Source organism: Nostoc sp. DedSLP04 (assembly GCF_034530775.1).
Taxonomy (GTDB): domain Bacteria; phylum Cyanobacteriota; class Cyanobacteriia; order Cyanobacteriales; family Nostocaceae; genus Nostoc.
Genome location: NZ_JAVRCL010000112.1, coordinates 1 through 12,705, shown reverse-complemented (window position 1 = coordinate 12,705; position 12,705 = coordinate 1). Strand labels below are relative to the sequence as shown.

Sequence of the window (12,705 nt, the reverse complement as noted above, 5' to 3'; positions counted from 1 at the left end):
GTAATCGCTGAAATTCCTTTGCCGTATACATTTACCATTTTCGGATAAGTCTTTTGGGAACTGCATCAGAAAAGTTTGTATAAAATTCCGACCAATTAATAGGTGCTTGTGTGATGTGCTGCCTGAAGCTGTTTACACAAATTCTCGGCAAATTGGCATTAAACGAGCAGTCCACCAGTCTAAATCATACTCAGCCATCATTTGAACGCGATCGCTGATACTTTGCCAATCTTCTACAGTACCCAACAGCGTAATCTCAGGAATGCCACACACGCAGTACATTACATAGTCAAAATATTTTTGGAAGGCATTCATCATTACGACATGACTAGCTATGTGAGTGATGGGTGTTGTAGTACTGAAGTTACACTCTAGCAATCGATATAAATCCGCTCCTACATAATTGCGGATATGCAATCCCCATTCTTGAACTGCTTGACTCCAGTGCTGGGGATGGCTGGGTATTTGTCGAGTTTCAACTATCAGTTGTTGTTTCCCCTGGTGATTAACCAAGCGCGATCGCAAACTTTCTGCATGATTGTTGATATGTTGAGCAAATCCTTGTGATAATGTTATCCAAATAATGTCAGGTGTTAATAATAACGGGCGGTGTTCGCTAAAGGCAGTGTGAACAGCAAGCGCCAGCGAATGAATACCTTGGTCTGGAATTACCTCAAACGTATCATTATGGCTAAATGCCAGCAGTTGTTTCCCTAATTGCTTTTCTAACTGAAATTTCGCACTTTTTACAGGTAATCGCTCCTCTGGGTTTTTGACATCATCTACACAAAAGCGAATCTTACCCACAGTTTTTTCAAGGATAGGTGCCAGTACTGTCATCAGCTAACTACGAACAAAGATCAACATATTTTTTCATAATTTTGATGAATAAAGGTAGTACCATTCGATGATGAAACCCCCAAAGAGTTACTACGATGCTGAATTTGGACAGATTATAATCGAAGATAACCACTGGACTTTAGCACAATGTGCTGTTTTAGGCGATCGCCGTGTACCGATTTGTGTGGATTTTGAACAGGGGCAGGTTGGGGAACTTTCATCGCTTCAGCGTGAAGCTATTCGGCAAGCTCTAGCCTTGCCACCCGATGTGTTACGCATCACTGCTCCTCTGGTGTTGCAAAATTATAATGTATATCGTGAGATGATTGGAGATGAATATATGCCTCTGTTGGCTAATCCCATTCAGGTCTGGGAGCAGGTCACTTTCTCATATATCTATGTGCCGCCCCACGTTGAGTATGACCTGCATATTGCTACCTTTGAGTTGATAGCTGAGTGTGACTGGGAAAAAGAACACGGCTTAGAAGTACGCTTTCGCAATGGAGTAGCAGACGATGCAGATCAGATAGGTGAAACAGGACGGTAAAAACTATCTTGTCTACATGTGATACATAAACAGCTACTAGATTGTTGAAGTGTGCCAAACCCTTGTAAGAATCAATGCGATCGTGAATCCACCATGCTAAGGCTGTCCAGTCGGCAGTTCTCTCATAATAATCAATAAAAGAATTCACAATAATACAGGCTGTAGCACCGATATAACCTTGAGTGTCTAAAATATCCCAAATATGAACTGCGTAATTAAATTCGTTACTAGCACAATTGTACTGATTTTTATTTTCTGCACCTTTAGCATTTACGGTAGATGACCGATATCCAGAGCGAATGCCGATTCTTCCAAAAGCTTGTTGAATTGGTTCTAGAACTTGTTCACAAAGACTTTTACCAGAGGCGATCGCCAAATTCGCCAAATCAGGATTATCTGGTATATTTGGGATTCCTTCAATTTGAGAAATTTATGAGTGTAGAAAATCACGCATAAAAATTTTTTTGACAAACGTACCCGACCTAATTATTCCAATGATTTGACAGTTTGTGGTCTTTTCATCATTGTTAATTTAATTTGATGTGATGAATATCCGCAAATATAACTTGAGTGATGACACCTGGCTCTCAGTCGCTCAATTCTTCAAGCAACTGCGCGGCGAGTTGTTCACCACCAGCGATCGCTGATTCCACCAGCTAAACATGGTGGGCATCCGCGAACAACGGATATGCAAGAAGTATGCAATGCTATCTACTACCATCTAAAGACGGATTGCCAATGGGATATGCAACGAGCAAGACTTTCCCCCCAGTGCAACTGTTTACAGCTATTATCGCAAATGGCAAAAATGAGGTATTTGGGAGCAAATGAATCATACTTTGCGCGATCGAGTTCGTCAAAAAATAGGCAAGTCAACTCAACCAAGTGCGTTAGCGAAGCTCGCTGTAGGCATCGCAGCAGATAGCCAGTCGGTCAAAACGACGGAAAAAAGGGGGATGTGTACGGCTTTGATGGTGGCAAATTAGTTAAGGGGAGGAAACGCAATCACGATAGTTGATAGTCTTGGGCTATTGCTCAAAGTTGTTGTCAGTGAAGGCAACGCCCCAGAAAGAGTGCTTGCAGCCTATGCTTTGATGGAACGCAATGATTTGGCGATCGCGCGTGGTTAACGGATCTTTTGTTGGCGCAGGGGCTGAAACTTGTGTAATCATTAGAAAATACCTCTTAAATGGGTAAAAGCGCGATCGCAAGTTTTCCAGACGGAGCGATCGCTCTATTTTTACTGCTAAGTTCGTTGGGATCAAAGCACAACATTCTCACTCTAGAATTGGCGTAGCCTAATATTTTCTTGCTCTTAGCCAGTGACCGGAATCCACTAGTTCGCCTTTGTTCATAAATTACCCTGAAGTATTGCAGAAAATCTAGCATTACTACCCCTAGTTAGAAAAGGGGAAAATGAATAACAATCAAGCAGCATACGAAAATTAACAATGCACGGCTACTGCTGTAGCGAAGTTAATATCTTTGACTTCAACTTGGTATAAATTTCTGGCATTGCGAATTGGGAAAAGCAGCGAATTGTTATGAGGGACTATTTTGCGTCTTTGCTCTCAATGTAAACGCCCACTGTCGTCGAGCGCATGAATTACTGATAGGGAGAATCGTACTCCTTTTTCACTTTCCACCTCGCTGAATAATTTGAGTTAATTCATTGCGGCTATGATTTGCTTCTGACCAAAAAGTATTGGTTTTCCCGAAAATAACCATCAATTCCTCTCGATAGCGTTATACAACATCAAGTTGATGGGAATACTAATGTCAGTAAGGAAAACAAAATCCTGTCATAAGGTATGTATAGATAACGACTATGAACTCTATCCCCATCATTCCAGGATATCAAATTAACTCTCAACTGTATGCTGGCTCTAGAACCAACGTGTATCGAGCTATCCGCCAATCAGACCAACTTCCAGTCGTTATTAAACTTTTGACCTTAGAGTATCCCAGTTTTAACGAATTACTACAATTTCGCCATCAGTATACAATCAGTAAAAATCTCAACATTGCTGGAATTATTCATCCCTTATCGCTAGAAACCTATGGCAATAGTTATATTTTGGTGATGGCAGATATTGGAGAAATTTCTTTAAGAGAATACATTAAAAACTCAAGTTTATCCTTAATAGAAGTTTTAAATATTGCTATTCAACTAGTCCGTATTATCCACGAGTTACACGAAAGTCGCATTATTCATAAAGATATTAAACCAGCAAATATTCTGATTTATCCCCATACAAGACAAATTCAACTCATTGACTTTAGTATTGCTTCATTATTACCTAAAGAAACCCAAGAAATTAAAAATCCAAATGTTTTAGAAGGAACTCTCGCCTATATTTCCCCAGAACAAACAGGCAGAATGAACCGTGGCATCGACTACCGCAGCGATTATTATTCTCTGGGTGTAACATTGTATGAAATATTCACAGGAAAGTTACCATTTAATTGTGACGACCCGATGGAATTGGTACATTGTCATCTGGCAAAAATGCCATTGCAGCTAGAAGCCATAAGCAAAGAAATACCAAAGGTTTTATGGAATATTGTCATGAAGTTAATGGCAAAAAACGCCGAAGATAGATATCAAAGTGCCTTGGGATTAAAGCATGATTTAGAACTTTGTTTAGCCCAAATCCAAGATACAGGAAAAATTAGAGATTTTGAAATCGGTCAGTGGGATGTCTGCGATCGCTTCCTCATCCCGGAAAAGTTATATGGCAGAGAAGCAGAAGTAGCTAGCTTATTACAAGCATTTGAGCGTGTGACTAACGGCACATCAGAAATCATGCTAGTAGCGGGATTTTCGGGGATTGGCAAAACTGCTGTCGTAAATGAAGTCCACAAACCAATTACCCGTCAGCAGGGTTATTTCATCAAAGGTAAGTTTGACCAATTCAATCGTAATATTCCCTTATCCGCCTTTGTGCAAGCTTTACGCGACTTAATGGCGCAATTGTTGTCAGAATCAGATGCACAATTGGTACACTGGCGCAATCAAATTCTTCAAGTTCTTGCAGAGAACGGGCAAGTTTTGATTGAAGTAATTCCAGAATTAGAACAGGTAATTGGTAAACAACCACTTGCACCAGAACTATCGGGAACGGCGGTACAAAATCGGTTTAATTTACTCTTTCAAAAGTTTATTGCTGTCTTCACCACAAGGGAACATCCATTAGTGATGTTTCTGGATGATCTACAGTGGGCAGATTTAGCTTCGCTACAGTTAATTAAACTGCTGACGGAGAATCAAAAATATCTACTTTTGTTAGGTGCTTATCGAGATAATGAAGTGTCAGCCGTACATCCATTTATGTTGAAGATGGAGGAACTCAAGAAAACTGGTAAGACTATTAATACTATTACTCTTGCCTCCCTTGACTTGAATGATACCAATCAGTTAGTGGCTGATACTTTACATTGTACGACACAGATATCGCGCCCTCTAACAGAATTAATCAATCGCAAAACTAAAGGCAATCCCTTTTTTACCACGCAGTTTCTCAAGGCTTTATACGAAGATAAACAAATTAAATTTAATCGCGAGCAAGGTTACTGGGAATGCGATTTTGCTCAAGTCAATGCGCTATCTGTGACTGATGATGTGGTGGAATTTATGGCTACTCAGTTACAGAAATTGCCCCAGCAAACGCAAAATATCCTGAAGTTAGCTGCTTGTATTGGTAATTCTTTTGATTTAACTACTTTGACAATTGTTTCACAACAATCGCCACAGAAAGTGGCAGATGCTTTGTGGAAGGCTTTACAGGAAGGATTGATTTTACCGCAAAGTCAAGTTTATAAGTTTTATCTCAGCCATGAGCAAGAAGCTAATACTAACAATATCGAAAAAGTTGCTTATCGCTTTCTGCACGATCGCGTCCAACAAGCTGCTTATTATTTAATTCCCGAAGACCAAAAACAAGCTACTCATTTGGCGATCGGTCAATTATTGCACGCTAACACGCCTACAACTCAACTAGACAATATCTTTGAAATTGTCAATCACTTGAATATAGGCATTGATTTGATAACTCAGCTTGACAAAAAACTAGAGTTGGCACAACTGAATTTGCTAGCGGGGCGCAAAGCCAAAGCAGCGATCGCCTATAATGCTGCTGTCAAATATTGTACCCAAGGTATTGACTTACTGCCCTTTGATACCTGGGCAGAACATTACAGATTAACCCTGAATCTGCATAATGAGCGTTTAGAAGCTGCCTGCCTCAATACAGACTTTGACAAGCTGGCAGGATGGGGTGACGTTGTATTGCAATCTGCTAGTTCTTTGCTTGATACTATCAAAGTCTATGAAACCCGAATGACGGCATTCCGGTCTCAAGGTCAATTTGCCAAAGTAATTGAGACTGGATTGCAAGTGTTGAAATTACTCGGTGTGGAATTTCCCGAACAGCCAATGATGGCAGATATTAGCGCAGCTGTCCAACAGACAAGGCAACTATGGATCGGGCGCGCACCCCTAAGTTTGCTGGATTTGCCTGCGATGAGCGATCCGCATCAACTTGCAGCCATGCAAATAATGACTACACTGGTTTCCTCTGCATACATTGCTAAACCGACACTATTACCACTACTCACATCCAAGCAAGTGGAAATGGCTATCCAGTTTGGCAATTCATCTATTGCCATTTTTTCCTATGCAGACTATGGAGTGACTCTTTGTGGTTTTATCGGAGATATTGATGCTGGGTATGAGTTTGGACAACTTTCATTAAAGTTACTAGAACAACACCAGATTAACGCTTTTAAAAGCAGAGCTTATTTTATTGTCAACAGCTTTATTCGCCACTGGAAAGAACCTTTACATCACAGTATCCCATGTTTACTAGAAGCTTATCAGAGCGGTTTAGAAACTGGAGATTGGGTATGCGTAGCGTTGAACTTAGTGTCATATAGTCAGTGTAGCTATTGGAGTGGTCGAGAATTAAATGATTTGGCACAGGAAATGGAAATTCATCAGCAAGTCATCAGCCAGGTCAAACAAGAAGCAACGATAAAATATTATGAATGCTACCAGCAAGCGATTCTCAATTTATTAGGACAAGCGGAAGTTCCCTATTGTTTACAGGGCAAAGTCTTCAATGCCGCCCAAATCTTACCCAGCTTCCAAGCTGCAAGCAATCGCACGGGGTTATTCTATCTTCATCTCAATCAAGCTGTTCTCTGTTATTTGTTCGGAGAATACGAAGCAGCCTCAGAACAAGCAGCCTTAGCAGAACAGTATAGTAATGCTGTAACTGGCTATTTCGTCGTAGTTGTCCGAGTTTTTTATGATGCTTTAATTCATTTAGCACGCTACACCGATGTTAATGCCGAAGAACAATCAGCTATTTTAAAGCGAATCAATACCCATCAAGAAAAACTACAAATTTGGGCTACTCATGCTCCATTCAATCATCAACATCGTTGGCAACTTGTAGCAGCAGAACGCTATCGAGTGCTTGGTCAATTTACTGAGGCGATGGAACATTACGATTTAGCTATTGCCCAAGCCAAAACACATGGTTATCTGCAAGATGAAGCACTCAGCAATGAACTGGCTGCTAAATTTTATCTAAGTTGGGGCAAACAGAAGGTGGCAGCAGGCTATATGCAGGAGGCGTACTACTGTTACGCTCGTTGGGGCGCAAAAGCCAAAACCGAGGATTTGGAAAACCGCTATCCCGATTTAGTACGCGTTATTCTCCAGCAGAGAGTACAATCACTGCAAATGCTAGAAACGATATCGAGCAGCGTTAGTCGCCCGCTCTCGGTTCATAATTCCACTCATTTGGGTCGTTCTTCTAGCACTGACATTAGTAGCTTTGATTTTGCTGCTATCCTCAAAGCCTCTCAAGCCATTTCCGGCACGATTCAACTGGACGAACTACTGCACAGATTAACACAAATTATTCTGCAACATTCTGGGGGCGAACGTTGTGCTTTAATCCTACCTAATACTCAAGGAAAATGGTTAGTAAGAGCCATTGCTACACCCGAAAACACAGAACTTTGTGCCGAACCTTTAGAGGGCAACCCTAACTTACCAATTAAGTTGATCCAGTACGTCAAAAACACCGAAGAAATTGTGATGATTGACGAACTCAAAACCAATTTACCTGTAATTGATGAGTATTTAATTCAACGACAACCAAAAAGTTTGTTGTGTTTGCCAATTCTCAATCAAGGACGCTTAATTGGAATTTTGTATTTAAAGAATCGTTCTACTAGTAGTGTGTTTACAAGCGATCGCATCCTCATTCTCAACTTTCTTTGTACCCAAGCGGCCATTTCTCTAGAAAACGCCCGTCTTTATCAAGATGCACAAATTTATACTCAAAAGTTAGAACAATCTCTAGAAAAATTACGGCTTAGTGAAGCCCGCTTTCAGAAACTAGCAGATAATATTCCTGGCATGATTTATCAGATCCGAATTAAAGCCGATGGTGCAGCTTCAGTACCCTACGTCAGTTCTGGGTGTCAACCTCTTTACGAAGTCCCAGCAGAAGATTTCCTGTCAGGGAAATGTAGCATGCGTGATTTTGAACATCCCGACGATGGAGCAGAGGCCTTTCAGGCAGTTGTTGAGTCAGCACAAAATCTTACCCCATTTCAGCATGAGTGGCGCATTGTTACACCCAATGGGAATATCAAGTGGGTAAAAGCTGCTTCTCAACCAGAACGCGGCGAGGATGGTGAAATGGTATGGGATGGAATTCTAATTGATATTAGCGATCGCAAACGTGCTGAAGCTGCCATTAAGCAAAAATCTCAAGAACTGGAAAATGCTCTGCAAAAACTGCAACAAGCCCAACTGCAAATGATCCAACATGAAAAAATGTCTGCACTAGGTAACTTAGTTGCTGGAGTAGCTCACGAAATGAACAATCCCCTCGGCTTCATTTCGACTAGCCTCCAACAAGCTAAACCTATCTTGGCTGATATCACTGAACACCTAAAATTATATCAAAAAGCTTTACCGAATCCGGAAGTAGAAATTCTCGAACATGCTGAAGAAATTGACTTAGACTATAACTTAGAAGACATACCAAACATGGTTGACGCAATGGTTATAGCTTCTGAGCGATTAAAAAATATCAGCACCAGCTTAAGAACTTTCTCCCGGGGCGATAAAGATTATAAAGTACCATTTAACATCAATGAAGGCATTGATAGTACAATTTTAATTCTCAAACATCGCCTGAAAGCGAATGACCAACGTCCAGAAATTATAGTTGTAACTGAATACGAAAATTTACAGCCAATCGAGTGTTTTCCTGGACAATTAAATCAGGTATTTATGAATATTTTAGCTAATGCTATTGATGCTTTAGATGAGTCGAGTAGAGGTCGGAGCTTTGAGCATTTTAAGCTAAATCCACATCAAATTATAGTTAGAGCTATCATTGAAAATTATACATTAAAAATATCAATTGCTGATAATGGCACAGGAATAAACGAAGATGTAAAAGCACGCATATTTGACCATTTATTTACTACGAAAGAAGTGGGAAAAGGCACAGGACTAGGACTAGCGATCGCACAACAAATTGTGGAAGAAATACATGGGGGTAGAATTGAAGTTAATTCTGTTTTAGGAAAAGGAACAGAATTTATAATTTATATTCCCATTACTGAGAAGCTATTTATAAAAGAAATTTAAAAGAGATCCTTCAGATAAGAAAAGCAGCGATAAGATACTGTTTGTGCAGTATACTTACACTAAAAGTGTTTAATTGCAGTAACGTTACTTGCCAAAAAGCAGTCAAGAGCGATCGCACTTCGAGAGTTTAGATATCTCTTAAAAAGTAATGAAGAACGAGTGAAGTATTTGCGGCGGGTGATATACTCTTGCTGTGAAGCGGGATTTGATTGGTAAAAAGTGATGCCGATAAAGAGCGATCGCTCTATATTCTCACAACCAAAACTTTCGATAATCCTCAACATATTGCCGCATCGTCAGTGGCGGACGACCGAGTAATTGCTCTACATCTGGTGTAATGCCACCTGCCAATCCTAAACGAGCGGTTGTATAAATTGCTGCCATTACAAAAATGAAATCCAACGACAGCCCGCGATCGCGCATTTGCCAAATAAACTTCAACAATGAGGGATTAGTATAGCGAATTGGTTTGCCCAAAACTTCTGTAAAAATTTCTGCTACTTCATAGTAAGTCAAGGCTTCCCTACCCGTGAGCGCATAAGCTTTTCCCAAATGCCCATCTTCAACCAAAGCACGTACCGCAACGGCAGCAAGATCGCGCACATCAATAAAACTGGTTTTACCATTACCAGATGGAAGAAGCAATTCACCACGAACTTTGATGTCTTCTCTGTGTATGGTATTAAGATTTTGCATAAAAAAGCTGGGGCGTAAAAAGGTAGCTTTAATACCTAATTGGTTGATATAGCGTTCAATTTGGGAGTGTGGCAGAAAACGGTTGTGTTCGGCTCCTAGTATTGAAACAAACACGATATGTTCAACGCCTGCAAGTTTTGCAGCATTTAGGACTGGGGCAAATTGCCTCTTCACATTGGCAAATGCAGGCGGACGTACTAAAAAAAGTTTGTTGACTCCTTCAAAAGCGCTTACCCACGTGTCGGGGTTAATAAAATCGAACCAGACACAATGAATGTTGCTGCCTAATATTTGTTGAGCTTTGTCGGGATTTCTGAGTGCGGCACAGACATGACAATCGTGGGATAGTAGCAAGCGAATAACCTCACAGCCAACATTCCCAGTCGCACCCGTCACTAAAATTTTCAACATTCCTTGTTTGCCGATTTGGTTTAATTAAGAGGCGCATTTTATCAACCTATTTCTAACTTTAGAACATAAATTTACAGGACTTACGCACTCAGATCCCCCAACCCCCTTAAAAAGGGGGCTTTAGAAGTTCCCCCCTTTTTAAGGGGAGCCAGCGCGGTCTTGGGGGTTTCCCCCATGAGCGACTGGCGTGGGCTAGGGGGGATCTAGGTTTCAGGCTTCAGTGCGTAAGTCCTAATTTAATATGCACGCCCTAGTAATCTCTACCTATTTTTAACAATTACGCTGCTCGTTTCACAAATTCGTCTCAATGCCACCTGATTGCATCAAGCCTTGGATAATACTGTTCTTGGACTGGTAACATAATGCGATCGCCTAAAAACCCGTTCAATTTATTTCTTCGCAGTATGAGTACGCTTGGGAATGAGAACAGGTTGAATTATTTAATAATTTATCATCACCCTTGTTGACTTATCCCTGGTCTTGTATTTAAGGAACTTGCATTCCGCGTTGCACAGCCGGACGTTGCTGCACTATCTCCACCCAGCGTTTAAGATTTGGGTAATTGTCGAGTGTTAAACCAAGAAATTCATAAATCGCTACCCACGGATAAGTTGCAACATCCGCAATAGAATAGTTACCACAGATAAATTCATAGCCCTTTTTTAATAGTTGTTGTAGGGCTTGTTTCCAAAGCCTTTCAATATTTTTGAGGTAATTTTGGGTAAATATAGGCGATCGCTTACAAAGCAATTGTGTTGTATCAGAAAATACGGCGATCTGATAAAAGTAACTTTTGCAGTATTCAACCAGCATCATAGATACTCCTTTGTCCAGAGTAGTTCTCATAAATGTGTTGATAAACTTCCTGACATTTCTGTTCGTACAGTTCAGTAGAATAACTCTGAGGTAACTTATCCAAATTATCCTTAATTGCCACTTCCACCGATGCTCTGGTTTGCTGTTTCTTCTTCCAATCCAAAACTAACCTCTCGTGTTTGAGAGTTTTCAGTAATTCTCTTGCAACTTGTTTGACTTCCTGTTCTTCTTGCTTAGTCAGTTGAATTTCTGGTTTAGTCAGTAAATCAAAAATTGCTAGTTCTTCTTCAGTGAGATTTTTGGCGATCGCTCTTTTATCTTCAACACCCAATTCCTGAGCAAAGTTAATCAAATCATTGAAGAATATCTGCACGTTGCGTGAGTCAGCATTGTACTCTGCAATCATCTGCTGGAATTTATCCAGGTAGTCGATGCGAGTTTTATTTAACCTCACCATTTGCTGGAGTTTTTGGGCGATCGCAGTTTTGAGTTTTTCTGTCTCTGTTCTCTGGTAGTCAGTACTTGTAAATTTATTTTTTAATGCTTCAAAGTCAATTTGACTTAAGTCGATGTGTTGAGAGTAGGATTCCTGAATAACAAACTCTCCAGCAGTGATGGACAGATCCAACAGTTCCTCCACTTGTTCTATCACTTCGGAGACATCAACTTCTGGTACTTCCGCGAGAATTTGGTCTTTGATTGTCTGCAAGTGAGCATCGATCGCGGTAAATTCATTAGCAGTAGGATCTGGGAGAATCGCTTTGTAGAGTTTGTTAACGTTACCTGCTAGGGAGAGATAAGTTTTTTTAGCATCATCATTAATAATGATGCATTCCACTGCATCTGCCCAAAACTTGGTGCGTGCAAAACCTTGTGCTGACTCCAAGACAGCAAAATCAATGCCTTTTTGAGTACAGAATGTTGTGATTTGGGCGATCGCTTCTCTCAATTGTGCCACTAAAGCAGTTTTCGCTTTAACTGGAGTATCTCCTTCTTCAACACCACCACCAGATGCGGAACCATAAATAGTTAGTGCTTTCTGTAAATCGCGGAAGACACCAATGTAATCAACAATTAAACCATTGACTTTACCTGGGAAGACACGATTTGCTCTGGCGATGGTTTGCATGAGAGTATGGTTCTTCATCGGTTTATCTAAGTAAATGGTGGAACAACTGGGAACATCAAATCCAGTCATCCACATAGCGCAGACAAATACGATCCGTAGGGGATGAGATGCATCTTTGAATTTTTCATCCAGTGCAGGAGATTCACTCACTAACCTCTGACGGTGAGGCGTAATGTCTAACGGTTCGGCTTCGCTCACCGTTAGCCCTGAGCGGAGCCGAAGGGCTAATTGTTTTTTCTGAAATGTTTGCCATTGTAGTTGCGAGAATAGCTCTATGGTGGAGTTTTCTAGCGCGGCTTCTGAGTCTGGATGAGGTGGATGCATACGTATGGAGTATCGATTTACTCCATTTTTAACTCAAAAGTTCGGCGTTGGGGATGGAGGGGGTGATTTTCTTATACACAGTCGCAAAGCTTCAACCCAATCTACACAGATAGATCGCAGTGCAACAAACTTTGTAAGTACTCCAAAACGACTTTTAGGTACCTCAAAACGACTTTGAAGTACCTCAAAACGACTTTTAGGTACCCCAAAACGACTTTTAGGTACCTCAAAACGACTTTTAGGTACCTCAAAACGACTTTT

At 40.7% G+C, this 12,705-nt stretch carries 9 protein-coding genes and 1 pseudogene; 4 read left to right on the top strand and 6 right to left on the bottom strand.

Features of this window, described 5'->3' with window-relative positions; genetic code table 11:
• Nucleotides 1-132: 132 nt before the first annotated feature.
• A complete protein-coding gene (locus RMX89_RS33805) occupies nt 133-840 on the bottom strand; it encodes a DUF4419 domain-containing protein (RefSeq protein WP_322692055.1) in 708 nt (235 codons plus the stop codon).
• A gap of 67 nt (nt 841-907) precedes the next feature.
• Here RMX89_RS33805 and RMX89_RS33800 point away from each other — a divergent pair, with 67 nt between their 5' ends.
• The 3 genes and pseudogenes from RMX89_RS33800 to RMX89_RS33790 form a co-directional block, all read left to right on the top strand.
• Nucleotides 908-1,387 (top strand): DUF6985 domain-containing protein, encoded by a 480-nt coding sequence (locus RMX89_RS33800; protein ID WP_322672990.1) that lies wholly within the window; start codon nt 908-910, stop codon nt 1,385-1,387.
• Between the two features lie 279 nt (nt 1,388-1,666).
• A complete protein-coding gene (locus tag RMX89_RS33795; RefSeq protein ID WP_322692054.1) occupies nt 1,667-1,843 on the top strand; it encodes a hypothetical protein in 177 nt (58 codons plus the stop codon).
• A 187-nt stretch (nt 1,844-2,030) separates the two neighbouring features.
• Nucleotides 2,031-2,487, top strand: a pseudogene (locus RMX89_RS33790) (transposase); the annotation flags it as partial.
• A gap of 85 nt (nt 2,488-2,572) precedes the next feature.
• Here RMX89_RS33790 and RMX89_RS33785 read toward each other — a convergent pair.
• On the bottom strand, nt 2,573-2,776 hold the full coding sequence (locus RMX89_RS33785) for a hypothetical protein (protein WP_322692053.1): 204 nt from the start codon (nt 2,774-2,776) through the stop codon (nt 2,573-2,575).
• Between the two features lie 439 nt (nt 2,777-3,215).
• Here RMX89_RS33785 and RMX89_RS33780 point away from each other — a divergent pair, with 439 nt between their 5' ends.
• Nucleotides 3,216-9,068, top strand: a complete 5,853-nt coding sequence (locus RMX89_RS33780) for an AAA family ATPase (protein WP_322692052.1) — start codon at nt 3,216-3,218, stop codon at nt 9,066-9,068.
• A 59-nt stretch (nt 9,069-9,127) separates the two neighbouring features.
• On the opposite strand, the gene RMX89_RS33775 is transcribed toward RMX89_RS33780, so the two are convergent.
• From RMX89_RS33775 to RMX89_RS33760, 4 genes are all read right to left on the bottom strand, one after another.
• A complete protein-coding gene (locus RMX89_RS33775; RefSeq protein WP_322672995.1) occupies nt 9,128-9,352 on the bottom strand; it encodes a hypothetical protein in 225 nt (74 codons plus the stop codon).
• Nucleotides 9,321-10,175, bottom strand: coding sequence for an SDR family oxidoreductase (locus tag RMX89_RS33770; RefSeq protein WP_322692051.1), 855 nt, complete (start codon nt 10,173-10,175; stop codon nt 9,321-9,323). The genes RMX89_RS33775 and RMX89_RS33770 overlap by 32 nt, the downstream gene beginning before the upstream one ends.
• Nucleotides 10,176-10,661: 486 nt before the next feature.
• Entirely contained in the window at nt 10,662-10,991 is a 330-nt protein-coding gene (locus RMX89_RS33765; protein WP_322692050.1) for a glutathione binding-like protein, read from the bottom strand.
• On the bottom strand, nt 10,978-12,444 hold the full coding sequence (locus RMX89_RS33760; protein ID WP_322692049.1) for a type I restriction enzyme endonuclease domain-containing protein: 1,467 nt from the start codon (nt 12,442-12,444) through the stop codon (nt 10,978-10,980). The genes RMX89_RS33765 and RMX89_RS33760 overlap by 14 nt, the downstream gene beginning before the upstream one ends.
• Nucleotides 12,445-12,705 lie beyond the last annotated feature (261 nt).